Raw genomic sequence first — 26,159 nt, 5'->3', positions numbered from 1 at the left:
CGTCCCGTGCGACTCCGTCACCTGGCCTCGGCGCTGCTCGCCGCCGCGCTGGCCCTGCCCACCGCGCTGCTCACCGCGACCCCCGCGCAGGCCGCCACCTCGCTCAACGCGGACGGCTCCGGCTGGGCCGGACCGGCGATCGACCAGTGGCGGCACGACGTCGCCCCGATGGGCATCGAGATCGACTTCAACCCGGTCGGCTCGGCCGCCGGGCGCGTGCAGTGGGAGGTCGGCCAGGACGACTTCACCGCCTCCGACGTGCCGTTCCGCTCCTCGCGCGACACCGGCATCGGCGACGGCCGGGCCGGCAGCGGCCAGGGCCAGCCGGAGAACCCGGTGTACGGCTACTCGTACGTGCCGATCACCGCCGGCGGCACCGCGCTGATGTACCACCTGGAGGTCGGCGGCAAGAAGGTCACCGACCTGCGGCTGTCGCCCGACACCGTCGTCGGCATCTTCACCAACAAGATCACCTCCTGGGACGACCCGAAGATCACCGCGGACTACGGCCGCGCGCTGCCGAAGATCCCGATCACCCCGGTGGTCCGCTCCGACGGCTCCGGCGCCACCGCCCAGTTCACCCGCTGGATGGAGCACACCCACAAGAACGAGTGGGACGCGTACTGCACCCACGTCAACGGCGTCACCTGCGGCGACTACACCGAGTTCTTCCCCGCGGACGGCCGGATGACCGCGCAGAACGGCTCCGACGTGGTGGCCGGCTACATCCAGTCGCCCACCGGCATCGGCGCGATCGGCTACGACGAGTACGCGTTCGCCAAGCGCAGCAACTGGCCCGTCGTCAAGGTGCTCAACCCGGCCGGGTACTACAGCCTGCCGACCGCCTCCAACGTGGCCGTGGCGCTCACCGCCGCGAAGATCCGCGGCGTCGACGACAGCACCTCCACCGACGACCCGAACTACCTGCAGCAGAACCTCGACGGGGTCTACACCAACGGCGACCCGCGCTCGTACCCGATCTCCTCCTACAGCTACCTGATCGTCCCCCGGGCGAACGCGCCGCTGCCGGTGCCGCCGCGCTTCAACGACGCCAAGGGCAGCGCGCTCAGCCGCTACCTCGCCTACGTGCTGTGCGCGGGCCAGGGCGAGGCCGACGACCTCGGCTACTCGCCGATCCCGCGCAACCTGGTCCGCGGCGGACTCCTGCAGACCCAGCACATCCCCGGCAACGCCAGCCCCGTCGACGCCAACTCGCTGAACAACTGCCCCAACCCGACGTTCAACGCGGCCGGTGAGCTGACCGTCCTGAAGAACGCCCCGCAGCCCAGCCCCTGCGACAAGCGCGGCGCCCCGCTGGACTGCACCGTGCAGAACGGCCAGGCCGTCTCGAACTCCACCAAGGGCGCCACCAACGGCTCCGGCAGCGGCGGTTCGGGCGGCAGCGGCGGCAGCGCCGGCAACGGCGCCGGCGGCGACAACGGCGCGGGCACGGGCGGCGGCGCAGGCGGCACCGGCGGGGACGGCGCCCAGCAGGTGATCGACCCGCAGACCGGCGAGGTGGTCAACTCCGGCGGCGGCAGCGGCGGTTCGGGCGGCGGCGGGAACGCCCCGGCGAGCGTCGTGGCGCTCGGCGGCCGCCCGCAGGACTGGCTGCTGTCCACCCTCACCGCGATCGAACTCCTCGGCGTGGTCACCGTCCCCCCGCTGCTGGCCGCCTGGTGGCGCCGGCGCGACACCTCGGCGGGCCCCCGGTGACCGACCCCGCCCCGGCCGCCCCGACCGGCGGCGCCCGACCCGCCGCACCCGAGGAGAGACGATGACCGCGCCCGCCGTCGACCGGCCCGTCGGCACCGCACCTGCCGAGCCCGCCGCGGCCACCCCCGCCGACGCACCCGCCCCGCCGCCCGCCGCGGGCGGCGCCCGCCGGCGCGGACTGCTCGCCGCCGCCTGGTCGGTGACCCTCGCCGCGGCGCTGCTGCTCGGCTTCGCCGGCTACCTGCTCGCCCTCTCCGGCCTGCAGGAACAGCACCACCAGAGCAACGCCTACGCCCTGCTGCGCGACCAGCTCGGCAAGGCCACCGCGCCGACCGGCCCCACCGCCGACGGCGCGCCCCTCGCGGTGCTCGACATCCCCGCGCTCGGGCTGCACCAGGCCGTGGTGGTCGAGGGCACCACCGGCCGCGACCTGATGCGCGGGCCCGGCCACCGCCGCGACACCGTGCTGCCCGGACAGCCCGGCGTCTCGGTGCTGTTCGGCCGCGCCACCGCCTTCGGCGCGCCCTTCGCCGACCTCGGCCGGCTCCGGGTCGGCGACGGCATCGACGTGACCACCGGTCAGGGCAGCTTCCACTACACCGTCAACGCCTACGGCGACGGTGATCACCCGATCCAGGACCCCGCGCCCGACCGCCTGGTCCTGGTCACCGGCAACTCCGACTGGATCCCCACCTCCACCGTCCTGATCGGCGCCCGACTGGACGGCGACCCGCAGCCGCCCGGCGCCCGCCGCCCCGCCACCACCCCCACCGACAAGGCGCTCGCCGCCGACAAGGGCGCCCTGCCGGCACTCCAACTCTGGTCGCTGGCCCTGCTGGTGGCCGTCCTGCTGGCCGGCCTGGCAAGCCGCCGCTGGCGGCGCACCGCCGCCTACCTGTGCTTCACCCCGGTGGTCGCCGCACTGACCTGGACGGTGTACGAGAACGCTGCCGCCCTGCTGCCCAACCTCTACTGACCGCCGCGCCGCCCCTTCGCTGCGCCACCGCACGTCTGTCGGAAAGGACCGCCCGGCGATGACCGAGACCGCCGAACCGCCGTACGCCACCCAGAAGTTCGCCGCCCAGCCGTTCCCCGGGAGCCCGGCCGACCCGCCGACCGTGCCGCTGCCCCCGGTGCCCGCCGGCGGCGGGCCCGGGGACGGCCTGTCCGGGCTGGAGACCCGCGACGTCACCGCCTGGTTCGGCCGGCGCAAGGTGCTGGAGCGCGTCTCGCTGACGATGCGGGCCGGGGAGATCACCGCGCTGATCGGCCCGTCCGGCTGCGGCAAGTCCACCTACCTGCGCATCCTCAACCGGATGCACGAGATGGTCCGCGGCGCCGCGCTGGCCGGCGAGGTGCTGCTCGACGGCGAGGACGTCTACGCGTCCGGCCGCCGCCCCGCCGACGTCCGCCGCCGGATCGGCATGGTCTTCCAGCGGCCCAACCCGTTCCCCACCATGTCGATCCACGACAACGTGGTCAGCGGCCTCAAGCTGGCCGGCATCAAGGTCGGCCGCGACGAGCGCGACCACCTGGTGGAGTCCAGCCTCCGGCAGGCCGGGCTGTGGAACGAGGTCAGCACCCGCCTCGGCACCCCCGGCGGGGCGCTCTCCGGCGGCCAGCAGCAGCGCCTGTGCATCGCCCGCTCGCTCGCGGTCTCCCCGGAGATCCTGCTGATGGACGAGCCCTGCTCGGCCCTCGACCCCACCTCCACCCGGCGCATCGAGGAGACCATCGCGGAACTGCGCCACAACGTCACCATCGTCATCGTCACCCACAACATGCAGCAGGCCCAGCGGGTCTCGCAGTCCTGCGCCTTCTTCCTCGCCACCCACGACACGCCCGGCCGGATCGTCGAACACGGCCCCACCGCGCAGGTGTTCGGCAACCCGGCCGACCCGCGCACCTCCGACTACGTCAACGGCCGATTCGGCTGACGGGCGCGCGGACCCGGCCGTGGTGACGGCCGGTCAGGACACCGGTCCGTGACGGTGTGTCATGCCGGGGCCGGGCGTCGCCGAGCCCTAGCGTTTGTGGCGGAACCCACACACCCCGCGAGGAGAAGCGCCGCCATGGCCGTCAACCTGCCCGAGCTCACCGGGGACTACGTCCTCGACCCCACCCACACCCGGATCGGATTCGTCGCCCGCCACGCGATGGTCACCAAGGTGCGCGGCTCCTTCGAGAAGTTCGAGGGCGCCGCGCACCTGGACGGCGCCGACCCGTCCCGCTCCACCGCCCAGGTGGTCATCAAGACCGAGTCGATCACCACCGGGGTCGAGCAGCGCGACCAGCACCTGCGCACCAACGACTTCCTCGACGCCCCGCACTTCCCCGAGATCACCTTCCGCACCACCGCGGTCGAGCCGCGCTCCGACACCGAGTACCGCGTCACCGGTGACCTCACCATCAAGGACACCACCCGCCCGGTCTCGATCGACTTCGAGTACACCGGCAACGCCGTCGACCCCTACGGAAACCTCCGCGCCGGCTTCGAGGGCTCGGTCACCATCAGCCGCAAGGAGTTCGGCGTCAGCTGGAACGCCGCCCTCGAAGGCGGCGGCGTCCTGGTCGGCGACAAGGTGGTCCTCGAGTTCGACATCTCGGCGATCAAGCACAGCTGACGGACCGGCGGCCCGGCGGGCGCGGCTCAGCGCCCGCCGGAGCGCTGCCAGCGGTCGCCCGCGTACCGCTCCAGGGCGGCCTCCAGCTCGGGCGGGATCCGGTCGGTGGTGCCGAAGTCCCAGACGTCGAGCCAGTCCTGGCCGGCCGGAGCGGTGGGATCGGGGTGCAGGCGGAGCTGCAGGCGGCCGGTGACGGCGACTCCGAGGAACAGTTGCCGCACCGCCCCGGAGGGTCCGAGCCGGCGGACCCGCACCTCCGCCACCTCGTCCCAGTGGACCCGCAGCCGACGGCCCGCGTTCACCTCGATCAGCTCGGCGGTGATCCGCAGGTCCGATGCGAAGCAGTACAGCCCAGCGGCCGTCGCGAGGAGCAGCAGCAGCGCGACGACGAGGAACAGCGGCGAGATCGTGGCGATGCCGTGCCAGCTTTCCCGCAGATCGGCCCGCACCCCGTGGACCGCCGACATCGGTGAGACGAACAGCAGGTAGACCAGGACGGGGAGCAGCAGCTCGTAGCCGAGGACTCCCAGCTCGCGGAGGCCGAGGGCGCGGCCGCGCAACCGGACCTCCAGCGGTTCCTGACGGTCCGCCGGCTGCCGGGGCGCCCGGCCGAGGTGCTCGCGCAGCTCGGCGTGCCAGAAGTGGTAGCTCACCCCGTTGCGCCGCAGGACCCCCAACAGGCGGGCGTCCTCCAGGAATTGCAGGGTGTCCCAGGGCAGCAGGCCGACCGCGGACAGCACCGCCCGGGTGGCGGTCCACCGGCCCCAGCGGCTCAGCGCGACGAGTGCGGCCGCCGAACAGCCGAAGGCGAGCAGCAGGGCCGCGGGGCGGGCGCCCGGACCGGCCGCCTGCCAGACCGAGGCGTCGAAGACCGACACCGAGGACAGGGCGGCGGCGGGGGCGATCAGGGCCGCCTCGGACAGGGCGATCGCCCGCTCCCGACGCTGCAGGGTCCGCTGGTCGGCGGCGGAGTCCGGGGCGGCGCGCCCGGTCAGGACCAGGTTGGGGACGAGCGGCAGCAGGAACAGGGCGAGCACGGTCGGCAGTCCGCCGGAGCCCAGCCAGCCGGCGACGGCCAGGGCCGCGCTCGCGGCGACGGCCGCCACTGCGCCCGGAGCAGCGGTGAACTGCCGTGGATGGTCGTCCAGTTCGAACACGATTCGGCGGGCGAGGTGGCGGCCGAGGACGGTGCAGAAGGTGGCCAGGCCCACCACCATGCCGAGCGCCAGGGCGAGTACGGCCGGACCCGGCCGGCCGGAGCCCGACCAGAGCAGCGGGGCCAGCACCCTGCCCAGCCCCGTGCCGAGGGCCGCCGCCGCGACCATCACCAGCGCGCCCCACGGCCGCGCCGCGGTGAGCGGGCTGCTGATCCGCCACCAGGCCAGGTCCTGGTTCCGCGCCCGCAGGGACTGGCGGGCGAGCAGGCGCAGCGCGCGGAGGGCGACGTCCGGCTCCCACTGGCGCGAGGGCCGGGGGAGTCCGGGCGGTGGCACGCCGTGGGCGAGGCGGGCCGCCACGAACCCGTCCCAGAGCTGTCGTTCGACCGCCGCGCGGGCGGGGAAGCGGTGCCGGTCGAGGAGGACGCCGGGATCGCCGGTCCGCAGCGTGGCCGCGAGGTGGAGCATCAGCGGGGTGGTGAGCGCCTCGGCCGCCGGCCCCGTCGGGTCGGTGGCGAGCCGGTCGAGGACGGCGGCCCAGCCGGGCCGGGCGGCTTCCGGCAGGCGGGTGGTGAGGTAGGCGTGGGCCGACGCCGGAGCCACGGGGCGGGCGCGCACCGTCGGCAGCGTTGCCATCAGCGCCGGGGCGAGGTCCAGCGCGTCCGCGTGTGCGGCCGGGCGCGAGGTGATGACCAGCGGGTGGTGGTCCCGCAGCTCGCGCGCCGACTGCTCCAGCGCGCGCCGTCGTTCGCCGCTACCGAGCTCGTCGAGCCCGTCCAGCACGGGGACCACCAGCCCGGCCTCGACCAGGCGGAGCGCCGCATCGTGCCCGGCCCGGGTCGGCGGGACGCCGAAGTCCTCCTGCAGGCGGCGTACGACGAACGCGTGGAAGCTCTCCCGCTGCCGGGTGGTGAGCCGCCAGTCCGGGAGGCTGAGCAGGACCGGAACCGGACCGCCGGTCGCGCCCGGCGGGAGGAGCGCGAGGGCGGCCAGGATCACGGCCGAGGTCTTCCCCGCCCCGGCCGGGCCGACCACCGCGAGGCGCACCGGCGCCGGCCCGGCGAGCCAGTCGCCGACGCCGACGCGCAGCCCGTCCGTGCTCCCGTCGGCCTCCCACTCCACCGGCAGCGGCGTGCCGGTCAGCGCGCGCACCGCCGCCTGGTCGGCCCAGTGCCTGCGGGCGTGCGCGGCGAGCTCCGCGAGGCCGTCGTCGGACCGGCCCGCGTGGACGACGGTGAGCCGCTCCACCGTCCCCGCCTGGATCAGCGTCTCGACCCGGGCGTGATTGGTGTTGACGGTCCTCGCGTCGAGGGCCGGATCGGGGGCGTCGGGCGGCACGGGCATGGGAGCCATCATGCCCGGGCGGAGCGTCACGCACGGCCGGTCCGCGCAGGACGCCGCCGGGGAGACCGGCGGGGCGTCAGCCGACCACGGGCCCGCCACCTGTGTGCCCGCTACGAAGCTCCGAGGGCCGTGGTGTAGGACTGTGGGTGACGGGCCGTCAAGGCCGCCGAAACGCAGGGAGGGCAGCGCGATGAACGACGCGGACACGTATGACCTGGTGGTGCTGGGCGGGGGACCGACCGGGGAGAACCTCGCCGACCGGGCGGTGGCCGGCGGGCTGACCGTCGCGGTGGTGGAGGCCGAGCTGGTCGGCGGCGAGTGCAGCTACTGGGCCTGCATGCCGAGCAAGGCGCTGCTGCGCCCGGCCGCCGCACTCGCCGACGCCCGCCGCCTGCCCGGCACCCGGGAGGCCGTCACCGGGCCGCTGGACGCCGCCGCCGTGCTGGCCCGGCGCGACGCCTTCGCCTCGCACTGGAAGGACGACGGACAGGTGTCCTGGCTGGAGTCGGTCGGCATCACGCTGGTCCGCGGCCACGGCCGGCTGGACGGCGAGCGCCGGGTCGCCGTCGAACTCCCGGGCGGCGCACGGCGGGTCCTCACCGCCCGGCACGCCGTCGCGGTCTGCACCGGCACCCGCGCCGCGCTGCCGCACCTGCCGGGGATCGCCGAGGCCGGGGTGTGGACCAGCCGCGACGCCACCTCCGCGAAGGCCGTCCCCGGGCGGCTCGCGGTGGTCGGCGGCGGCGTGGTCGCCGTCGAGATGGCCACCGCCTGGCGGGCCCTCGGCAGCGAGGTCACCCTGCTGGTCCGCGGCGACGCGCTGCTGGAGCGCACCGAGCCGTTCGCCGGGCAACTGGTCGCCGACGGGCTGCGCGAGGCGGGCGTGGACGTCCGCCTCGGCGTCTCGGTGACGGCGCTCGCACGCGACGGCGAGCTGCGCCTCGAGCTGTCCGACGGCACCCGGCTGCCCTGCGACGAGGTGCTGTTCGCCACCGGCCGCACCCCCGCCACCGCCGACCTCGGCCTGGACACCGTCGGCCTGCAGCCCGGCAGTTGGATCGAGGTCGACGACACCGGGCTGGCCAAGGACGTCCCCGGCGGCTGGCTGTACGCCGCCGGAGACGTCAACCGGCGCGCCCTGCTCACCCACCAGGGCAAGTACCAGGGCCGGGTGTTCGGCGCGGTGATCGCCGACCGGGCGGCCGGCCGCGAGCTGGACCTCGCCCCGTGGGGCCGCAGCGTCGCCACCGCCGACCGGGCCGCCGTCCCGCAGGTGGTCTTCACCGACCCCGAGGTCGCCGCCGTCGGCCTGACCCTCCGGGAGGCCGAGGACGCCGGCCTGCGGGTGCGCGCCGTCGACTACGCGATCGGCGACGTCTCCGGCGGCTCGCTCTACGGCGACGACTACCGCGGCCGGGCCCGCGCCGTCATCGACCTCGACCGCGAGGTGCTGGTCGGCGCGACCTTCGTCGGCCCGGGCGTCGCCGAACTGGTGCACTCCGCCACCGTCGCCGTCGCCGGCGAGGTGCCGATCAGCCGCCTGTGGCACGCCGTCCCCGCCTACCCCACCATCAGCGAGGTCTGGCTGCGCCTGCTGGAGACCTACCGGGGTTGACGGTCCGTCGGCTCACAGCCGGGTCGCCGCCACCGCGGCCAGGATCTTCTCGGCGGCGGCCTCCTTCGGCGCGTTCACGGCACCCACCGCCCTGCGGTCCGCCACCGCCTCCAGCGAGTAGTGACGGCCCTGCACGGTGAACACCAGCTCCGGGTGCCGCCCGTCCTCCCGGAAGGACGTCAGCACCGCGTTCTCGCCGATGCCCGGGACCGGCTCGACCTTCCGGTCCGAGCCTTCGGCCGTGGCCAGCGCGAAACGGCTGTCGTCCAGCCATTCGAGCGCCACGTACGCGGTGCGCGAGCCCCAGGTGCAACCCCACGACGTCGACTTCGACGCGCCCTCCGCGAGCAGCGTGTCCGACGCGTCGAGCTCCGCCGTCACCTGACCGTTCGTCAGCACCGCGCACGGGTCGCCGGTCGGGGTGCCGGCCGCCCGCGCGGAGGCGGACGGGGCCGAGGTCGGTGCGGGAGGAGCCGACGAAGCCCCGCGGACCGCGGACGCCGTGGCGGACCGCCCGTCGCCGCTCGCCGTGCCCCCGGACGACGAGCACGCCGCCAGCGTCAGCCCCGCCAGCACCGCCGCCCCCAGCGCAGCACACCGCCGCTTGTCCACGAACACCATCAGCCCTCCCCAGTGACAGTCACCCATCCGATCAATCCCCACCGTACGCGGGTCAACTGACAGCTCGTCAGGAGCGGCGGAAAGATTGCGGCGGCATGGCCGGAGCGCGACCCCGCGTGACGATCCGCCGCGGCGGTTGATCCACCGCCGCCGGTGTGTGAGCGTGGCCGGGAACGGCGGCGCCGCACCCCGCGCCGCGGCGAGCGAGGAGAACACGGTGCCCCACCACGACCGGCCACTGCGGGCCCTGGGATTCCTGACCATCGGCCTCTACCAGGAGGCCGACCCGCGGGCCGGACACGAGTCCACCCTGCGGCTGATCGAACTCGGCGAGCGCCTCGGCTTCGACAGCGCCTGGCTGCGCCACCGCCACCTGCAGTACGGCATCTCCTCCCCGCTCACGGTGCTGGCCGCCGCCACCCAGCGCACCTCCCGGATCGCGCTCGGCACCGCCGTCACCCCGCTCGGCTGGGAGAACCCGCTGCGCCTCGCCGAGGACCTGGCCACCGTCGACCTGCTCTCCGGCGGGCGGCTCAACCCCGGGATCAGCGTCGGCCCGCCCGCCCACCTCGCCCGGGTCAAGGACGCGCTGTACCCGGACACCGCCGAGGCGGAGGACTTCGGCCACGGCCGGGCCCGCCGACTGCTCGACCTGGTGCGCGGCGAGCCGGCCAGCGACTTCCGCGGCACCGAGGGCATCGAGGAGTACTCCGACCGGGTCCAGCCGCACGCCCCCGGTCTCGCCGGGCGGATCTGGTACGGCGCCGGCAGTCTCCGCTCGGCCCGCTGGGCGGGCGAGCACGGGCTCAACCTGCTCACCAGCAACGTCGTCAAGGACGAGACCGCGCAGGACGCGCAGACGGTCCAGGCCGACCCCGAGGCGTACTTCGCCGCCCTGCAGGCCGCGCAGATCCGCGCCTTCCGGGCCGCGCACCCCGACGGCGAAGCCGCCCGGGTCTCGCAGGGGCTGGTGGTCATCCCGACCGACAGCGCCACCCCCGGCCAGGCCGCCAGGTACCGGGAGTACGTCGAGGCCCGCGCCGCACGCACCGCCACCGCCCACGGCCCGGGCCGGCTGCGCTTCGCCCCCGACCTGGTCGGTCCGAGCGCGGAGCTGGCCGAACGGCTGTCCGCGCACGCCGGGTACCGCGAGGTCGAGGAGGTCGCCTTCGCGCTGCCGTTCACCTTCGGCCACGACGACTACGTGCAGATCCTCACCGACCTGGCCGGTGCACTGGGCCCCGCGCTCGGGTGGCGGCCGCAGGTCTGACGGCGCAGGCCCGACGGCGCAGGTCTGACGGCGCAGGTCTGACGGCACGTCAGGAGGCGGGCCGGGTGGGCGAGCCCACCCGGTGCAGGGTGCCGTCCGGGTCCACGTAAGCGAACTCGCGCAGGCCGTAGTCGGTGTCGGCGGGGGCGACCAGGCGGCCCGGCACCGCGGCGGCGGCCCACTGCGCGTGCACGGCGTCCGCGTCGGAGACGTACAGGTAGACCACCGCGCCGGTGCGCGCCGGATCGTTCTCCGCCCACTCGGTCAGGTGCAGCTCGACGGCGCCGCGCGAGACGAACCCGTACCGCTCGCCGCCGGTGTAGGGCTCGGCGGCGAAGCCGAGCCGCCGGTACCGCTCCAGCGCGGCGTCCAGGTCCCGCACCGGCACCACCGGCGCCACGCGCTCGAACCGGACCTGGGCGGACGAGGACTGTTCGGACGAGGACTGTCCGGGGGAGCGCTGCGCGGGGGAGTGCTGCTCGGTCATCGTCGGTCTCCGGGTGTCAGGGGCGGGAGGCCCATCCTCGGTGGTGCAGGCGCTCGAAACCGTCGAGCAGGACGTCCAGCGCGAACTCGAACTCGAACTGATCGTCGCAGCCGCCGCCGACAGTCGAGTCGGGGTCGTGCGGGCGGGCCGTGGCGATCTCCACCAGGTGCGGGAAGTGCGCGGCCAGCTCGCGGAACTGGGCCTCCAGTTGGGCGGGGTCGGGCCCGGCGCCGGCGGGCGGGGCGGGGAACAGCTCCTGGGTGAAGCCCCACACCCGGCTGCCCAGGGCGTGCATCGCGTGGTGCGTCAGGTCGGCGGAGACGCCGCCGGTCCGGAAGAGGCCGATCACCGAGTCCAGGTAGCCGAGCACTGCCGGGGTGGGCCGGGTCCGGGTCTCGATCGCCCGGGACGCCCACGGGTGCCGCTGCAGCGCCGCCCGGGCGGAGAGGATCCGCGCGCGCACCCCGGCCCGCCAGCCGTCCCCGGCCTCCGGCGCGGCGATCTCGTGGACGATCACCTCGACCATCCCGTCGAGCAGTTCGTCCTTGTTGGCGACGTGCTTGTACAGCGCCATCGGCACCACACCCAGCTCCTGGGCCAGCCCGCGCATGCTCAGCGCCTCGATGCCGGTCCGGTCGGCGAGCTCCACCGCGGCGGCCAGCACCCGCCCGCGGTTGAGCGGCGGTCGGCGCGCGGGTTCCGGAGGTGGGGCCATCGGTGCAGAACCTCCCGGCGGGTGGACGGACGTTGACAGGTGTACGCGGTACACCCTACCTTTCGAGCAGAAGGTGTACGCCGTACACCTGGGTCGTGCGGCCCACCCTGTGCAAGGAGTCCCAGTGGCATCTCGGAGAAAGCTCGCGGCCGCCGCGGGCTTCTGCTACCTCCTCACCCACGTCACCGCCATCGGCGCGGTCGCCCTGTACGGCCCGGTGCTGCACGACACCGGCTACGTGCTCGGCGCCGGAGCCGACCACCGCGTGCTGCTGGGCGCGCTCGCCGAGGTGCTGCTGATGCTGGGCATCGTCGGCACCGCATGCACCCTCTACCCGGTGGTCCGCCGCCACCACGAGGCCGGCGCGATCGGCTACGCGGCGCTGCGGACGCTGGAGGCGGCGGTGATCGGCGTCGGCGTGGTCAGCCTGCTCGCCGTCGTGACGCTCCGTCAGCACCCGGTGGCCGGCACCGACCCGGGCGCGCTGCTCACCACCGCCCGCGGCCTGGTCGCCGTCCACGACTGGACGTTCCTGCTCGGCCCGAACTTCGTCTGCGGCGCCAACACCACGGTGCTCGCCTGGGTGATGTACCGCTCCCGCCTGGTGCCGCGGTACGTGGCGGTGCTCGGCCTGGTCGGCGGCCCGCTGCTGCTGGCCACCGCGACCGCCGAACTGTTCGGCCTCTACAGCCAGTTGTCACCGATCGGTGGCCTCGCCGCGCTCCCGACCTTCGCCTGGGAGATCACGCTGGCGCTGAACCTGCTGATCAAGGGCTTCCGCCCGGACGCGACGCCTGCCCCCGCCGATGCCGACTCCGGAGCGGTGCCCGTCCCGGCCTGAAGGTCGGCTGACCTCCCGTCAGCCGAAGTACCCGGCCGAGGCCGCCGCCAGGCCCAGGTACACCAGCGGGAAGGCGAGGTTGTGGAACACCCGGGCCCGCAGGTGCGCGGCGACGGCGCCGACGAAGAACAGCACCGGCCGCCCTGGACGCCGCGGCGCTGCACAGCGCGGAGGTGGCCGACGCGGTGCTCGTCCTCCTCGGCGCGCTCGCGCCCCGGCAGCGGGTGGGGTACGTGCTGCACGACCTGTTCGCCGTCCCGTTCGAGCAGGCGCGGCCGTCCTCGACGTCCGCCTGAACGGCGAAGTCCGGTCCGCCGTCGCCGAGTCGGCGGTGCGGACCGGATTTCGCCGCGGTCAGCGGGCGGTCAGGAGGCCTTCACCGTGCAGGCCGTCCCGTTCAGGGTGAACGCGGTCGGCGCGGTGTTGGCCGAGCTCCAGCTGCCGTTGAACCCGAAGGAGGTCGAACTCCCGGGCGCGAGAGCACCGTTGTAGGACATGTTGGTGACGGTGACCTTCGCTCCGCTCTGCGCGTACGCCGCGTTCCACATCGAGCCGACCTGCTGCCCGCCCGGGAACGTCCAGACCACCGTCCAGCCGTTGATCGCCGCCGAACCCCGGTTCACCAGCGTCACGTTGGCGCCGAAGCCGCCGCCCCACTGCGCGGTCACCGCGTAGTCCACCTCGCAGGCGGCACCGCTGGTCGGCGAGCTGGACGGGGACGGGGACGCGGAGGCGGAGGCCGAGGGCGAAGGAGTGGGCGAGGACGACGGCGACGGCGAGGACGAGGTGGAGACGGACGGCGACGGCGAGGGGGAGGCCCCGCCCGCGATGTCGCCGTACAGGATGCCGCGGCCGTTGCTGCCGACGTACACCCGGCCGTAGATCCGCGGGTCGCCGGTGATCGCGGCGCCGGTCCAACCCCACTGGTGCGCTTCGTCGTTGATCCGCACCCAGCTGGCGCCGGCGTCGTCCGAGCGGAAGATGCCGCGCACCCCGCCGACCTGGGCCGAGGAGTACAGCGCCGGGTAGGACGTGCCCGGGGCGGCCTTGCCGAAGCCGATGTCGTCGGCCTGGCCGACGCCCGCCAGCTTGGCGAAGGTCGCGCCGCCGTCGGTGGAGTGCCACAGGCCGTAGGCGGTGGTGGCGGTGCCGCCGGCCAGCCAGACGTCGCCCTTCACGCCGGGCAGCGCCTTGAAGCGGACGCCGTCGGCGGGCAGCCCGGTGGCCTTCGCGGTGAAGGTGGCGCCCGCGTCGGTGGAGACGTAGAAGGTGCCGGACGCGAAGCCGTAGAAGGTCTTCGGGTCGACCCGGTCGGCCTCCACGCTCGCGCCGGCGGGCAGCCCGGTGGCGGCGGTCCAGGAACCGCCGAAGCCGGTGGAGCGCTGGACGCCCGCGCCCTTCGGGCTCCACACCGTGGCGGAGCCGTCCGCGGCGAGGGCCACCTGGCCGCCGCCGGTCACGCCGGCCGGCTCGGCGGAGGCCGCGAACCAGTTGGCGCCGCCGTCGGTGGAGTAACCGATGTGCTTGCCGGTGGAACCCGACGCGGTGTCACCGACCCGCACCATGGTGGCCGGTGCGCCCTCCGCGAAGTCCAACGAGGTGCCGGAGGCGAAGTCGGGCTGGCTGAAGATCTTCGCCGGGACCTTGGTCAGGTCGTCGTGCCGGAACCCGCCCAGGTCGCCCAGCGCGCTCAGCAGCGGCGCCCCGGTCGGCGGCGAGACGAGGTCGTTGACGGCGGTCTCCTCCAAGCCCTTCACCACCGGCGCGATGGCCACCTTGCCACCGGAGCCGAAGGCGGTCAGGTTGGACGAGCCGTACAGGGTCGCACCGGTGCCGTACATCATCCGGTTCGAGTCGAACGGGTCGATCTCCAGCGACTCCGTCATCCACCCGAGCTTCGGGGCCTCCTCCGGCGGCGACGGGTTGGCGTTGAAGCCCAGCCACGGCACCGACGAGATGTCCATCGCGTACTGGTCGACCCGGGTCGGGTACCCGTTGTACGACCAGAACGGCTTCCAGGTGGCGCCCGAGTCGGTGGAGCGCCAGATCTGGGTGTCCGGCCACCACGAGCTGTAGCCCGTCACCATCAGCACGTTCGGGTGCTGGCGGTCGACGGTGAGCCCCGAGTAGCCGAAGTAGTTGTTGCTGCTGTCCGAGGACGGCACCGGGCTGACGTTGGACCAGGTCCCGCTGCCCGTCGCGTACTTCCACACGTCGCCGTGCGCGCCGTCGTACGGGCCGCCGGTGTCGCTGTACGACACGAACAGGTTGCCGCCGGACGCGTCCAGCACCGCCTTGTGCGGCACGAAGCCGGTCGGCTGGCCGCCGATCCGGGTCCAGGTCGAACCGCCGTCGTCCGAGCGGTACACGCTGTTCTGCTTGTCCGCGACGCCGACGAACACCGTCTTCGTCACGCCGTTCACGGTGCCGCTGCCCTGGTCGAACACCTCCCACAGGACGCCCAGCGGGTCGCTCTGGTAGCCGGAGGTGTCGGACGGGTCAGGGGCGTACGTGCCGGTGACCGGGACGCGCCGACCTTCGCCCAGGTCACGCCGTAGTCGGCGCTGCGCCACAGGCCGTTGCCGCTCGGCGCGCCGAACCACAGCACGGCGTCGTTGTTCGGGTCGATGGCCAGCCGCTCGCCCATGCCGCGGCCCGGCATGTTGCCGCCGACCTTGAACGGCAGGGCGGTGCGCTGCCAGGTCGCGCCCTGGTCGGTGGAGCGCAGGATCGCCCCGTTCGCCGGGTCCCAGCTGTTGGTGTAGCTGCCCGCCGCCACGTAGACCCGCTTCGGGTCCTTGGCATCGGTGGCGAGGCTGGCCACCCCGGTGAGGTTCCAGTCGCTCCAGCCGATCGAGTCAAGCAGCGGGATCCACTGCTTGGTCGCCGGGTCCTGCCGGTACGCGCCGCCGACGTCGGTCCGCGCGTACACCAGGCCCTTCTGCCCCTGGTTGAAGACGATGCCCGGGACGAACCCGCCACCGCCGATCTGCGCGTTGGTCCAGCTGTACGCCTGCGCGGCCACGGTGGCCCCGGCGGACGACCCGGTCGCACTCGCCGTCAGTTGCGGCAGTGCCGCGGTCACCACGCAGGCGGCCAGGGCGGCGGCGGAGGCCGTCGCCGCTAGCAGCGGACGCCGCCGCGGCCCGGCGGCGGGCGGGCGGCCCGGCAGCCGCCGTTCGAGGAGGACTGGACGCATCTGGGGACTCTCCCGGCTCGGGGGGTGGGGGCCTCCAGAAAGCGGTCAAGCGGTTCGACGCGGCAAGGCCGGCACCGCCGAAGCCACCTGCGGCGCAGGTCGACGGCGGGCCGGTCCTGAAACGTTCACGCCTGACGCCGCGTCATGCTCCCGGCCCGCGGCGGTCGTCTGACCTGTGGGAATCGTCGGAGCCGTCGATGGAGCCGTTCGGTCGGTCGGAGTCGTCGAAGCGGTCGAATCCGTCGGACGGGTCGGCTACGGCGTGGCGGTCCAGGCGGGGAGGGTGGGGAGGACGGTCTCGCCGAGCCGGCGGACGACGGAGATGTCCGGGGACGTCGCGTCCTGGCGGAACACGGCGATCTCGAAGCTGGGGCCGTTCGGGGCGGCGAGGTCCTGAGCGACCATCAGGTGGCGGACCACGGGGCCGCCGCCGGTGGTGGCCTTGCCGTTCGCGTCCGCGCCGAAGGTCATCGCGTGGTCGACGTACTCGACGGCCGGGCGGCCGAGGACGGTCGTGCGGGTGGGGAGGAACTGCGGCATGTCGGCGATGTCCTCGACCGACAGGGAGGGGCTGGCGGTGAGCACCACCACGGAGTGCGTCAGGCGCACCTCGGCCGACGCGTCCTTGCCGAACGCGAACGGGGCCGGCTGGGCGATGGAGACCCGGTCGTCGGGGGTGCCGAGCAGGGTGGGCAGGTCGGGGCGGTTGAGCGCGGCGCACAGCGCCGGGTAGCCGGCCGCGGTCTGGGGACCGGGGGTCGCGCAGACGGCCGGCTTCCCGTCCGCCCCGGCGGTGTCGCCGAGTTGGCCGAGCCCCCAGAGGCCGCCGAGCACGACACCGGTCAGCCCGACCGCGGCGACCGCCTGCAGGCTCGCGTTCCTGATCCCCTTGCCGTCCATCAGACCGCCCGTTCCCCCCGGTTGTGCCGGCTGCCCGCCACTGCTCGGCGGCACCCTCGGCCGGGTGATCATAGGCGGCGGCCGTTCGACCCGTCGCGTGGGTTTCGCCGGGCCGGGCGGTCGTTCACGCCTGCGGGTCGCGCAGGCCCACCGCGTCGTGGCGCCAGAACGGCTCGGAGTAGACCAGGGTGCCCGTCATCCAGGGCTCGTGGGCGGGGAGCCGGACGACCTGGAAGGCGGCGTCGGGGATGCGCAACGAGGGCTTGCGGAAGCCGAGTTCGCCTGCGGGGGCGAAGCCGAGGCGCCGGTAGTAGCCGGGATCGCCCTCCAGGAACAGCAGCGGCGCCGACCGTTCGGCGGCCAGCTCCCGCACGCGTCGCACCAGGGCGGCGCCCACGCCGCGCCGCTGGAAGCCCGGCAGCACGGCGAGCGGGCTCAGCACCTGGACGTCCACCAGGCGGCGCGGCGAGTCCAGCAGGCACCGGGTGGCCATGACGTGCCCGACCACCCGCCCGTCCGCCTCCGCCACCAGCGACAGCCCGTCCCCGGCCGCCACCAGCTCCCGCAGACTCCCCACCAACCCGGCCACCACCGGCCCGTGCCCGCCGAACGCCGCCAGGTGAAGGTCCCGCACCGCCGGCCCGTCGCCCGCCCGCTCGTCACGCAGCTCCATGCCGGGGAGCTTAGGGCGTGGCCCTGACAGGCGGGAGGATCCTCGCAGCGGGCGAACGGGTGTTCTAGGATCGGGGCCGTCCGTAGCGGGAACAGTCGAGGGGCGGGGCCGGTCATGGCGGAGATCGTGTTGTTTCACCACGCGTTGGGGCTGACGCCCGGCGTGCTCGGGTTCGCCGACCAGCTCGGGGCGGCGGGGCACACCGTGCACACGCCGGACCTGTTCGAGGGCCGGGTCTTCGAGTCGATCGAGGAGGGCGTGGCGCACGCCCAGGAGGTGGGCTTCGGGGAGATCGTCGGGCGCGGCGTGCGCGCGGTGGCGGAGCTGCCCCGGGAGGTCGTCTACGCGGGCTTCTCGCTCGGCGTGCTCCCCGCGCAGATGCTGGCGCAGACCCGGGCGGGTGCGCAGGGGGCGTTGCTGCTGTCGGGCTGCGTGCCGGTGACGGAGTTCGGCGAGACCTGGCCGGACGGCGTGCCGGTGCAGGTGCACGCGATGGCGGGCGACCCGTACTTCGCGGAGGACGAGGCGGCCGCCCGCGCGCTGGTCGAGGAGGCCGCCGACGCCGAGCTGGTCATCTACCCGGGCGACCGCCACCTGTTCGCGGACGCCTCGCTGCCCTCGTACGACCCGAAGGCCGCACTGCTGCTCACCCAGCGCGTGATCGAGTTCCTCGACGCGAGGTGACGGCCGGGTGACGCCGCGCGGCCCGCTCCCGTACCCCCGAGGGGGGCAGGAGCGGGCGGCGCAGCGGTCAGCAGGACTGACGGACCACCAGGTGGGTGGGGAGGACGACCGAGCGGGTGGGGCAGGGGTCGTGGAGGAGCTCGACCGCGCGGGCGCCGAGGTCCTCGACGGGCTGGCGGACGGTGGTCAGGCCGGGGCGGGAGCGGGCGGCGGCGGGGGCGTCGTCGAAACCGATCACGGCGACGTCGTCCGGGACCTTCCGGCCGAGGCGGTGCAGGGCCCGTAGCGCGCCCATCGCCATCGCGTCGGACGCGGCGAACACCGCGTCCAGGTCCGGTCGTTGGTCGAGCAGGCGGAGCATCGCGTGTTCGCCGGAGCGGGTGCCGAAGTCGCCGTAGGCGACGGTGCAGCGGGTCGGGTCGCCGTGTTCCAGCAGGGACCGGCGGTAGCCGGCCAGCCGGTCGGCGCCCGCGGCGGTGTCGGGCGGTCCGGCGATGGTGGTGACGACCCGTCGGCCGGCCTGGTGCAGCAGTCGGACGGCGGCCTGCGCGCCGCGCAGGTTGTCGGCGTCCACGTGCGCGACGCTCTGCGGCTGCGGCGGGCGGCCGAGCGCGACCACCGGGACGCCCGCCGCGCGCAGCAGGCCGGGCAGCGCCGGGTCGCTCCACCGTCCGACCAGCAGCACGCCGTCCACGTGGCCGCCGCACAGGTAGCGCACCAGCGACGGCCTGGCCGGTCCGGGGACGGCGGTGAGGACGACCAACTCGCGCTCCGGGAGGGCGCGTTGGGCACCCGCCAGGAGTCGGACGGGGAACGGGTCGGCGTGGTACGGCAGCAGGTCGGCGAAGACCACCACGGCGATCGCGCCGGTGTCGCGGGCCGCCGCGGCGGGGGCCCGCCGACGGACGTACGCGAGCTCGCGGGCGGCGTGCTCGACCCGGGCGGCGACCTCGGGGGAGACCGGCGCGGAGCGGTTGAGCACCCGGGACGCGGTGGCGCTGGAGACGCCGGCGCGGGCCGCGACCTCGGCCAGGGTGGGACCGGGGCCTTCGGCCCGGCCGACGGGGGTCGGGAACGGGTGAGGGAGCGGGTGAGCTGGCAACACGGGCCGCCCTTCCTGGCGCGGAGTGGGGGATGCCGTGGCCACCCGCCCGGGGCCACCGTGACCGCACCGTAGGCGCGTGGTCGGTGGACCGTCAAGGGTCTGGACGGCACCGAACCCGCCGGTAGCGGCGCATGCGCCACGCGCCGGGAGGATCGGCCGGAAACGGGTACTTGACGGACCGCCAGCTCGCCGGAGCGATCCGGCGGGAGCCGGCTCACCCGTCCGGGTCGCCGGACTCGCGGCGCGCCCGCCGCCCCGGAAGGGTGGCCGGAAGGCAGCGGGACGACCGCGGGGACGGACGCCCGACGGGTCCGGGACGGGTCCGGAGAGGGGCAGCGGTGCACGGGCGAGCGGAGCGACCCGACTGGGCCGAGGCGCTGCGACGCACCGTCAGCCGGCTGCACGAGGAGAACCGTCGGGTGATGCGGCCCGAGCCGCCGGACGAGCAGCAGCCGCTGGTCCCGGAGGCGGAGCTGGACCCGGAACTGGCCCGCCCGCCCGACGACGACCTGCACCGCCTGCTGGACGCCGTCCCGCAGGCGGCGGTGCTCGCCGAGCCGGTGCTCGGCCCGGACGGCGCCGTCCGCGACCTGGCCGTGGTGCTGGTCAACGAGGCCGCCGCCCGGCACCCGTACCACCCGGAGGTGGTGCGGCGCCCGCGGGCGGGCGGCCAGGGCGTGTCGCTGCGCGAGGCGTACCCGGGGCTGTACAGCGGGGAGTGGGCGCGCGCCGTCGACACGGTGCTGCGGACCGGTCTCGCGGCCCGCGAGGTCCCCGTCGAGTGGCACACGCCGCGCCCCGACGGCACCCGGCGCACCCGGCGGGAGCGGCTCACCGCGCACCGGCTCGGCCGGCGGCTGCTCCTGCTGTGGACCGACGACCAGACCGAGGAGATCGCCCGCGCCGCGCAGCGGATCGCCCGGGTCGGCTGGGCCGAGTGGAGCGTGCGCGACGGCCGCTTCGACGTCTCGCCGGGCTTCGCCGAACTGCTCGGGCGGCCCCCGGACGCGCCGCCGCCGACCCCGCTCCAGGCCCTCGCCCGGGTCACCGAGACCGCCCGCCCCGCGCTCTACCGCGACCTCGACCGGCTGCTCGCCACCGGCCAGGACCTCGACGTGCTGACCGAGCTGTACGGCTCCGGCCGGCCGCGCCGGGTCCGGCTGGTCGCGGAGGCCGTCCGGGACGACGACGGCCGGCTGGTCGAGGGCCTGCGGGTCGTCCTGCAGGACGTCACCGAGCTGTCGGAGAGCCGTCGGCGGCTGCGCGAACAGCAGGACGAGACCGAGCGGCAGGCCCGCCGCGCCGACGCCGAGCACGACGTGGTGCAGCGGCTCCAGGACGCCCTGCAGCCCCGCTCCGCCCGCCTCACCGGACTGGGCGTCAGCACCGCCGCCGCCTACCGCCCGGCTGAGGCGCGGATCGGCGGCGACTGGTTCAAGGTGCGTCAACTCCCCGACGGGCAGCTGCTGTTCGCGGTCGGCGACGCGCGCGGACACGGGCTGGACGCGGTCGCCCTGATGTCCACGCTGCGGCACGCGCTGGCCGGACTCGCCTTCACCGGGGCACTGGTCGAGTCACTCGGCGGGTGGCTCAACCAGATCGCCTGCGACGACGGCGAGGAGTCCACCGCCACCGCCGTCGTCTCCCGCTACTACCCCGGCCGCCGACTGCTGCGCTGGATCTGCGCAGGCCACCCCCCGCCGGTGCTGCTCCGCGACGGCGCGGCGGTCCTGCTCGAGGCCGGGGGAGACCCCGCGTTCGGCGTCCTCCCCGACGTCCGCTACACCGCCGTGGAGACCTGGATCCACCCCGGCGACACCGTGCTGCTCTACACCGACGGCCTGGTCGAACGGCGCGACCAGGACATCGACGACCGCCTCGCCGCCCTGCGCGCCGCCGTCACCGCGCACGCCGCCGAACCCGTCCTCCAGGACCTGGTGGACGCCGTGGTGCACACCATGTCCGGGCCGCTCTCGGAGGACGACGCCACCCTGCTGGCCGTCCGCTTCGAGCGCTGACGCCCGGTCAGTCCTCGTCGTCGGCCGATGCGTCGTCGTCCACGTCGTCCCCGTCCGGATCGTCCTCGTCCGGGTCGTCGTCCGTGAGGAAGACGGCGGCCAGCCGGGGCAGTCGGCGGTGCATCTCGTCCTCGTCGTCGAAGTCGAAGTCCTCGCCCAGGTCCTCGTCGGACTCCCGGACCTGCAGGCCGTGCCGCTCCAGGTGCGCGCGGTACTCGGCCTCGAACCGGCCGCGGTCGCCGGTGCGGCGCTGGTAGGCGTACGAGGCCGCGTAGTTGACGTCCTCGTAGAAGAACAGCTCCTCCGCCTGCGCGCCGTCGCCCGCCATCGCCGGGTGGTCGGCCAGCGCGTCCGGGTCCGCGGCGGCGCGCTCGTACCAGGTGCGGCCCTGGGCGATCAGGCCCGCCCGGAAGTCCATGAAGCTGTCGTCCGAGCAGCCCCCGCCGACCAGGTACGCCGCCGCCCACAGGTCCCAGCGGTACACCGCGGCGTGCAGCCGGTCGAAGTGCGCCTCGTAGGCCAGGATCTCCGCCTCCGGGCGGGCCGCCAGCAGCTCCACCAGCGCCTCGTCGAACGGCCGCTGAGGGCCGCTCACCTCGCGCGCGGAGTCGATCAGCTGCCAGAACTCGTCGATGTCCATGCCCGGCAGCCTGCCAGGCCGGTCCGACAGTACGACGAAAGCGGCCGTCCCGTCGCCGCCCGGGGAGGGGAGAAGGACGGCGGCGGGACGGCCGGACTCGGGGTGACGCCCCGTCAGGCGACGGGGCCCGGCGTCAGCGGTGCGGGACGACGGCGACCGGGGACTCCGCGTGGTGGATCACCGCGTGGGCGACCGAGCCGAGGCGGGTGCGCAGCGGCAGGCCGCGGACCCGGCGGCCGACCACCACCAGGTCGGCCTGGGCGGAGGCCTCCACCAGCGCGGCCGCGCCGCCGCCGGTGCGGATGTCCTCCAGGACGAGGGTGCGCGGGTACTTCTCCCGCCACGGGGCGACCGCCTCGGCGACCATGCCCGCGGCGAGGGTGCCGAGCTCCTGCCGCTCGGTCTCCACCGGGATCCAGCCCGCGTAGCCGTAGACCGGCGGCAGCTCCCAGCCGTGCACCACGCGCACCCGGGCACCGCGCAGCGCCGCCTCCTCGAAGGCGAACTCCATGACGGGGACGGCCGGTTCGAGCGCGTCCAGGCCGACCACCACCTCCGGCTCGCGCTCCTCCGGCTCCGGCCGACCCTCGCGGACCAGCACCACCGGGGTCTCGGAGCGCCCCGCCACGCCCAGGCTGACCGAGCCGACCAGCAGGCCGCGGAAGCCGCCCAGGCCGCGGGTGCCGATCACCAGCAGCTGGCCCTGCTCGGCGGCCTCGGACAGGCCGTCGATCGCCGCGTCCGACACCAGGTCGGTGGAGACCGCCAAGCCCGGGTAGGCCGCGGTCAGCTCCTGCGCCACCTCGTCCAGCATCGTCAGCGCGCCCGTGGCCAGGTCCTCGGCCTTCACCAGGTCGTTGGCTTTCCGACCCAGATACGGCCAGGCGTGCAGCAGCCGCAGCGGCGCACCGCGCCGGCCGGCCTCCTGGGCGGCCCAATGCGCGGCGGCCCGGCTGCGGACCGAGGCGTCGACGGCGGCGAGGACGGGACGAGTCATGACACTGCCTTCCCAGGTGCGAGCCCCTACCGGGCCCCTTCGCCCGGTACGGGGTCGCCACCCACCCTTCTCCCCCCTCCGAGGGCCCGCAAGGGTCGGCGGACCCGCCCGGCAGGGCCATTGGTCCCGGGTCCCGTAGCCCGGGTCCAAGGCCCCTGCCGGTGCGGGGCTTCGGTCGGCACGCTGGAGACAGCGGACATCTCCGGACCGTTCCGGACGAATCATCGGGAGGCGACCGACATGACCATCGACCACGCCCCGGCCCCCGTCGACCCCACCGCCCTGGCGCACCGCGTCGCCGAGCGGATCGTCGAGCTCGGCCTCAGCGAACCCGAGGCCGCGGCCCGGGCCGGCATGTCGACCGCGTACCTGCGCGGGCTCCTCACCCTCGGCCGCGACTTCGACCCCCCGGCGCTGCTGCGCCTGGCCGGCGTGCTGGACCTCGAGGCGCTGGTCGAGCGCGCCGGCCCGCCGCCCGCGCAGGACGGTCCCGTGCCGGCCGGGCCGCCCGTGCTCGGCGTCCTCACCGTGGCCGAGTGCTGGCGGCGGCTCGGCGCGGACGGTCTCGGCCGGATCGCCCGCACCACGCCCGCCGGCCCGGTGGTGTGCCCCGTCGGCTACCTGGTGCACGAGCACGCCGTCCTCTACCGCACCGCGGAGGGCGGCGCCCTCGCCCCCGGCCCCGGCGGCGACGCGGCCTTCGAGGTCGACCGCGCCGACCGCGACCGCCGCGAGGGCTGGAGCGTGCTGATGATCGGCCCGCTCGCCCACGTGACCGACCGCAGGCTCCTCGCCGACCTCCCGCGCCCCACCGAACCCGGCCGCTGGGTCCACCTGACCCCGACCACCGTCACCGGCCGGACCATCGCCGGGCGGTAAGGCCCGTCGTCGCCCTCGCTCTGCCTCACGCCACCCGGCGCGGACGGCCCGACCGAGCGGGTCCGGGTGATCGCCCCCGCCGCCTGGTCGGGTTCGAACTGAGCCCGCGGCCCGCCGCGCGGGGGGTTGGTTGCGGAGGAACCCCGGCGACGAGATATCTTGACATCAAGACGTTGTAGACGTGGAAGCTGGAGCAACGGTGACTGACTCGACCATCATCTATACCCACACTGACGAGGCCCCCGCCCTCGCCACGTACTCGTTCCTGCCGGTGGTCCAGGCGTACGCCTCCACCGCGGGCGTGAGCGTGGAGACCCGCGACATCTCGCTGGCCGGTCGGATCATCGCCGTCTTCCCGGAGTACCTCCAGGAGGAGCAGCGCATCGCCGACGCGCTCACCGAGCTGGGCGAGCTGGCCAAGACCCCCGGCGCGAACATCATCAAGCTGCCGAACGTCTCGGCCTCCATCCCGCAGCTCAAGGCCGCCATCGCCGAGCTGCAGGCCCAGGGCTACGCCCTGCCGGACTACCCGGACGAGCCGAAGACCGACGAGGAGCGTGACGTCCGCGTCCGCTACGACAAGATCAAGGGCTCCGCGGTCAACCCGGTGCTGCGCGAGGGCAACTCCGACCGCCGCGCGCCGCTGTCGGTGAAGAACTACGCCAAGACCCACCCGCACCGGATGGGCGCCTGGACGGCCGACTCCAAGACCAACGTCGCCACCATGGGCGTCAACGACTTCCGGTCCACCGAGAAGTCGACCGTGATCGCCGCCGACGGTGCGCTGCGCATCGAGCTGGTCGGCGAGGACGGCGCCGTCACCGTGCTGCGCGAGAAGGTCCCGGTGCTGGCCGGCGAGGTCGTCGACGCCTCGGTCATGCGCGCCGCCGCGCTGAACGAGTTCCTGGCCGCGCAGGTCGCCCGCGCCAAGGCCGAGGGCGTGCTGTTCTCGGTGCACCTCAAGGCCACCATGATGAAGGTCTCCGACCCGATCCTGTTCGGCCACGTGGTGCGCGCCTTCTTCCCGAAGACCTTCGCCGCCTTCGGTGCCGACCTGGCGGCCGCCGGCCTCAACCCGAACAACGGCCTCGGCGGCATCCTGGCCGGCCTCGACAAGCTGCCGAACGGCGCCGAGATCAAGGCCTCCTTCGACGCCGAGATCGCGGACGGCCCGGCGCTCGCCATGGTCGACTCCGACAAGGGCATCACCAACCTGCACGTCCCCAGCGACGTCATCGTCGACGCCTCGATGCCGGCCATGATCCGCACCTCCGGCCACATGTGGGGCCCGGACGGCCAGGAGGCCGACACCCTGGCCGTGCTGCCGGACAGCAGCTACGCGGGCGTCTACCAGGCCGTCATCGACGACTGCCGCGCCAACGGCGCCCTCGACCCGGCCACCATCGGCTCGGTCCCGAACGTCGGCCTGATGGCCCAGGCCGCCGAGGAGTACGGCAGCCACGACAAGACCTTCGAGATCGCCGCCGCCGGCACCGTCCGCCTGGTCGACGCGAACGGCGAGACCGTCCTCGAGCAGCCCGTCCAGGTCGGCGACATCTTCCGCGCCTGCCAGACCAAGGACCTGCCGATCCAGGACTGGGTCAAGCTGGCCGTCACCCGCGCCCGCGCCACCGGCGACCCGGCCGTGTTCTGGCTGGACGAGGGCCGCGCGCACGACGCCGTGCTGATCGAGAAGGTCAAGCAGTACCTGCCGGAGCACGACACCACCGGCCTGACCATCGAGATCCTGTCCCCGGTCGAGGCCACCAAGCTCTCCCTGGAGCGCATCCGCCGCGGCGAGAACACCATCTCGGTCACCGGCAACGTGCTGCGCGACTACCTGACCGACCTGTTCCCGATCCTGGAGCTGGGCACCAGCGCCAAGATGCTGTCGGTCGTCCCGCTGATGGCGGGCGGCGGCCTGTTCGAGACCGGCGCCGGCGGCTCCGCCCCGAAGCACGTCCAGCAGCTGGTCAAGGAGAACTACCTGCGCTGGGACTCGCTCGGCGAGTTCTTCGCGCTGGCCGCCTCCTTCGAGCACCTCGCCACCACCGCCGGCAACGCCCGCGCCCAGATCCTCGCGGACACCCTGGACCGCGCCACCGGCACCTTCCTCAACGAGGACAAGTCGCCCTCGCGCCGCCTCGGCGGCATCGACAACCGCGGCAGCCACTTCTACCTGGCCACCTACTGGGCCCAGGAGCTGGCGAAGCAGACCGAGGACGCCGAGCTCGCCGCCGCGTTCGCCCCGCTCGCCCGGACCCTGACCGAGCAGGAGCAGACCATCGTCGACGAGCTGATCGCGGTCCAGGGCTCGGCCGTGGACCTCGGCGGCTACTACCAGCCGGACCCGGCCAAGGCCGCCGCCGTGATGCGCCCGTCGAAGACCTTCAACGACGCGCTGGGCTCGCTGGCCTGACGCACCGTCGGCCGAACCGGCCGATCGGACCTCGACGCCGCCGTGGAGCGCCCCGCAAGGGGCCTCCCGGCGGCGTTCGGCGTTTCCGGGACGACACACCGCTGCTCCGAACTTGTTCGCTACGAACACGTTCGTTACGCTCGAAGGGAAGCGACGACCAGAAGGAATCTCAATGATCGTGTCAAGCCGTCTGCGTGACCGACGGGGCGGAGGTGAACAGCCTCTTGTCACGCAGCATCGCCCACAGCACATCGA

At 74.6% G+C, this 26,159-nt stretch carries 21 protein-coding genes and 1 pseudogene; 12 read left to right on the top strand and 10 right to left on the bottom strand.

The features are described from left to right. Positions 1 to 6 precede the first annotated feature (6 nt). The 4 genes from ACWD4U_RS31235 (at position 7) to ACWD4U_RS31220 (ending at position 4,340) form a co-directional block, all read left to right on the top strand. On the top strand, positions 7 to 1,716 hold the full coding sequence (locus ACWD4U_RS31235) for a substrate-binding domain-containing protein (protein ID WP_363460320.1): 1,710 nt from the start codon (positions 7 to 9) through the stop codon (positions 1,714 to 1,716). A 61-nt stretch (positions 1,717 to 1,777) separates the two neighbouring features. Next, positions 1,778 to 2,692 carry a sortase gene (locus tag ACWD4U_RS31230; RefSeq protein ID WP_363460318.1) on the top strand — a complete coding sequence of 305 codons (915 nt, stop codon included), beginning with the start codon at positions 1,778 to 1,780 and terminating at the stop codon, positions 2,690 to 2,692. 58 nt (positions 2,693 to 2,750) lie between these two features. Further along, a complete protein-coding gene (locus ACWD4U_RS31225) occupies positions 2,751 to 3,653 on the top strand; it encodes a phosphate ABC transporter ATP-binding protein (protein ID WP_363460316.1) in 903 nt (300 codons plus the stop codon). A 135-nt stretch (positions 3,654 to 3,788) separates the two neighbouring features. After that, on the top strand, positions 3,789 to 4,340 hold the full coding sequence (locus ACWD4U_RS31220; RefSeq protein WP_363460314.1) for a YceI family protein: 552 nt from the start codon (positions 3,789 to 3,791) through the stop codon (positions 4,338 to 4,340). 26 nt (positions 4,341 to 4,366) lie between these two features. On the opposite strand, the gene ACWD4U_RS31215 is transcribed toward ACWD4U_RS31220, so the two are convergent. Then, complete coding sequence (locus ACWD4U_RS31215) at positions 4,367 to 6,841, bottom strand: hypothetical protein (protein WP_363460312.1); 2,475 nt, start codon at positions 6,839 to 6,841, stop codon at positions 4,367 to 4,369. Positions 6,842 to 7,031: 190 nt separating this feature from the next. Between ACWD4U_RS31215 and ACWD4U_RS31210 the strand changes: the two genes are divergently transcribed. Beyond that, entirely contained in the window at positions 7,032 to 8,456 is a 1,425-nt protein-coding gene (locus ACWD4U_RS31210; protein WP_363460310.1) for a dihydrolipoyl dehydrogenase family protein, read from the top strand. A gap of 12 nt (positions 8,457 to 8,468) precedes the next feature. Here the strand turns inward: ACWD4U_RS31210 and ACWD4U_RS31205 are convergent, their stop codons facing one another. Continuing rightward, complete coding sequence (locus ACWD4U_RS31205; protein ID WP_363460308.1) at positions 8,469 to 9,077, bottom strand: DUF3558 family protein; 609 nt, start codon at positions 9,075 to 9,077, stop codon at positions 8,469 to 8,471. Positions 9,078 to 9,294: 217 nt separating this feature from the next. On the opposite strand from ACWD4U_RS31205, the gene ACWD4U_RS31200 reads away from it, so the two are divergent. Continuing rightward, positions 9,295 to 10,347 (top strand): LLM class flavin-dependent oxidoreductase, encoded by a 1,053-nt coding sequence (locus tag ACWD4U_RS31200; protein ID WP_363460338.1) that lies wholly within the window; start codon positions 9,295 to 9,297, stop codon positions 10,345 to 10,347. A gap of 49 nt (positions 10,348 to 10,396) precedes the next feature. Here ACWD4U_RS31200 and ACWD4U_RS31195 read toward each other — a convergent pair whose 3' ends face one another. Together ACWD4U_RS31195 and ACWD4U_RS31190 are read right to left on the bottom strand one after the other, a co-directional pair. Continuing rightward, on the bottom strand, positions 10,397 to 10,834 hold the full coding sequence (locus ACWD4U_RS31195) for a bleomycin resistance protein (RefSeq protein WP_363460306.1): 438 nt from the start codon (positions 10,832 to 10,834) through the stop codon (positions 10,397 to 10,399). A gap of 16 nt (positions 10,835 to 10,850) precedes the next feature. Then, positions 10,851 to 11,549, bottom strand: a complete 699-nt coding sequence (locus ACWD4U_RS31190) for a TetR/AcrR family transcriptional regulator C-terminal domain-containing protein (protein WP_363460304.1) — start codon at positions 11,547 to 11,549, stop codon at positions 10,851 to 10,853. Positions 11,550 to 11,673: 124 nt separating this feature from the next. Here ACWD4U_RS31190 and ACWD4U_RS31185 point away from each other — a divergent pair, with 124 nt between their 5' ends. Next, positions 11,674 to 12,390 carry a DUF4386 domain-containing protein gene (locus tag ACWD4U_RS31185; protein ID WP_363460302.1) on the top strand — a complete coding sequence of 239 codons (717 nt, stop codon included), beginning with the start codon at positions 11,674 to 11,676 and terminating at the stop codon, positions 12,388 to 12,390. A gap of 173 nt (positions 12,391 to 12,563) precedes the next feature. Beyond that, a complete protein-coding gene (locus tag ACWD4U_RS31180; protein WP_363460300.1) occupies positions 12,564 to 12,686 on the top strand; it encodes a hypothetical protein in 123 nt (40 codons plus the stop codon). A gap of 69 nt (positions 12,687 to 12,755) precedes the next feature. Here the strand turns inward: ACWD4U_RS31180 and ACWD4U_RS31175 are convergent. The 3 genes and pseudogenes from ACWD4U_RS31175 to ACWD4U_RS31165 form a co-directional block, all read right to left on the bottom strand. Further along, positions 12,756 to 15,589 (bottom strand): annotated as a pseudogene (locus ACWD4U_RS31175) (cellulose binding domain-containing protein). Positions 15,590 to 15,844: 255 nt separating this feature from the next. Next, on the bottom strand, positions 15,845 to 16,489 hold the full coding sequence (locus ACWD4U_RS31170) for a DUF6215 domain-containing protein (protein ID WP_363460298.1): 645 nt from the start codon (positions 16,487 to 16,489) through the stop codon (positions 15,845 to 15,847). Positions 16,490 to 16,613: 124 nt separating this feature from the next. Further along, positions 16,614 to 17,162, bottom strand: a complete 549-nt coding sequence (locus tag ACWD4U_RS31165) for a GNAT family N-acetyltransferase (protein WP_363460296.1) — start codon at positions 17,160 to 17,162, stop codon at positions 16,614 to 16,616. A gap of 114 nt (positions 17,163 to 17,276) precedes the next feature. Between ACWD4U_RS31165 and ACWD4U_RS31160 the strand changes: the two genes are divergently transcribed. Next, complete coding sequence (locus tag ACWD4U_RS31160) at positions 17,277 to 17,846, top strand: dienelactone hydrolase family protein (protein WP_363460294.1); 570 nt, start codon at positions 17,277 to 17,279, stop codon at positions 17,844 to 17,846. A gap of 67 nt (positions 17,847 to 17,913) precedes the next feature. Here the strand turns inward: ACWD4U_RS31160 and ACWD4U_RS31155 are convergent, their stop codons facing one another. Continuing rightward, entirely contained in the window at positions 17,914 to 18,951 is a 1,038-nt protein-coding gene (locus ACWD4U_RS31155) for a LacI family DNA-binding transcriptional regulator (protein ID WP_363460292.1), read from the bottom strand. Between the two features lie 338 nt (positions 18,952 to 19,289). Between ACWD4U_RS31155 and ACWD4U_RS31150 the strand changes: the two genes are divergently transcribed. Then, entirely contained in the window at positions 19,290 to 20,969 is a 1,680-nt protein-coding gene (locus tag ACWD4U_RS31150) for a PP2C family protein-serine/threonine phosphatase (protein ID WP_363460290.1), read from the top strand. A 7-nt stretch (positions 20,970 to 20,976) separates the two neighbouring features. Here ACWD4U_RS31150 and ACWD4U_RS31145 read toward each other — a convergent pair whose 3' ends face one another. Together ACWD4U_RS31145 and ACWD4U_RS31140 are read right to left on the bottom strand one after the other, a co-directional pair. After that, positions 20,977 to 21,609 (bottom strand): DUF4240 domain-containing protein, encoded by a 633-nt coding sequence (locus ACWD4U_RS31145; RefSeq protein WP_363460289.1) that lies wholly within the window; start codon positions 21,607 to 21,609, stop codon positions 20,977 to 20,979. A gap of 133 nt (positions 21,610 to 21,742) precedes the next feature. Continuing rightward, on the bottom strand, positions 21,743 to 22,606 hold the full coding sequence (locus tag ACWD4U_RS31140) for a universal stress protein (RefSeq protein WP_363460287.1): 864 nt from the start codon (positions 22,604 to 22,606) through the stop codon (positions 21,743 to 21,745). A 240-nt stretch (positions 22,607 to 22,846) separates the two neighbouring features. Between ACWD4U_RS31140 and ACWD4U_RS31135 the strand changes: the two genes are divergently transcribed. Continuing rightward, positions 22,847 to 23,485 (top strand): pyridoxamine 5'-phosphate oxidase family protein, encoded by a 639-nt coding sequence (locus tag ACWD4U_RS31135; protein ID WP_363460285.1) that lies wholly within the window; start codon positions 22,847 to 22,849, stop codon positions 23,483 to 23,485. Positions 23,486 to 23,684: 199 nt separating this feature from the next. After that, positions 23,685 to 25,904 carry an NADP-dependent isocitrate dehydrogenase gene (locus tag ACWD4U_RS31130; RefSeq protein WP_363460283.1) on the top strand — a complete coding sequence of 740 codons (2,220 nt, stop codon included), beginning with the start codon at positions 23,685 to 23,687 and terminating at the stop codon, positions 25,902 to 25,904. Positions 25,905 to 26,159 lie beyond the last annotated feature (255 nt).

The sequence above is a fragment of the Kitasatospora sp. NPDC002522 genome, assembly GCF_053595195.1.
The sequence above is the reverse complement of the archived record's forward strand: the minus strand, read 5'-3'. Positions and strand labels throughout refer to the sequence as shown.

Coding starts and splice junctions, on each gene's coding strand:
- ACWD4U_RS31230 (WP_363460318.1), top strand. CDS start 1,778: ATGACCGCGCCCGCCGTCGACCGGCCCGTCGGCACCGCACCTGCCGAG.
- ACWD4U_RS31225 (WP_363460316.1), top strand. CDS start 2,751: ATGACCGAGACCGCCGAACCGCCGTACGCCACCCAGAAGTTCGCCGCC.
- ACWD4U_RS31220 (WP_363460314.1), top strand. CDS start 3,789: ATGGCCGTCAACCTGCCCGAGCTCACCGGGGACTACGTCCTCGACCCC.
- ACWD4U_RS31215 (WP_363460312.1), bottom strand. CDS start 6,841: ATGCCCGTGCCGCCCGACGCCCCCGATCCGGCCCTCGACGCGAGGACC.
- ACWD4U_RS31210 (WP_363460310.1), top strand. CDS start 7,032: ATGAACGACGCGGACACGTATGACCTGGTGGTGCTGGGCGGGGGACCG.
- ACWD4U_RS31205 (WP_363460308.1), bottom strand. CDS start 9,077: ATGGTGTTCGTGGACAAGCGGCGGTGTGCTGCGCTGGGGGCGGCGGTG.
- ACWD4U_RS31195 (WP_363460306.1), bottom strand. CDS start 10,834: ATGACCGAGCAGCACTCCCCCGCGCAGCGCTCCCCCGGACAGTCCTCG.
- ACWD4U_RS31190 (WP_363460304.1), bottom strand. CDS start 11,549: ATGGCCCCACCTCCGGAACCCGCGCGCCGACCGCCGCTCAACCGCGGG.
- ACWD4U_RS31170 (WP_363460298.1), bottom strand. CDS start 16,489: ATGGACGGCAAGGGGATCAGGAACGCGAGCCTGCAGGCGGTCGCCGCG.
- ACWD4U_RS31165 (WP_363460296.1), bottom strand. CDS start 17,162: ATGGAGCTGCGTGACGAGCGGGCGGGCGACGGGCCGGCGGTGCGGGAC.
- ACWD4U_RS31160 (WP_363460294.1), top strand. CDS start 17,277: ATGGCGGAGATCGTGTTGTTTCACCACGCGTTGGGGCTGACGCCCGGC.
- ACWD4U_RS31145 (WP_363460289.1), bottom strand. CDS start 21,609: ATGGACATCGACGAGTTCTGGCAGCTGATCGACTCCGCGCGCGAGGTG.
- ACWD4U_RS31140 (WP_363460287.1), bottom strand. CDS start 22,606: ATGACTCGTCCCGTCCTCGCCGCCGTCGACGCCTCGGTCCGCAGCCGG.
- ACWD4U_RS31135 (WP_363460285.1), top strand. CDS start 22,847: ATGACCATCGACCACGCCCCGGCCCCCGTCGACCCCACCGCCCTGGCG.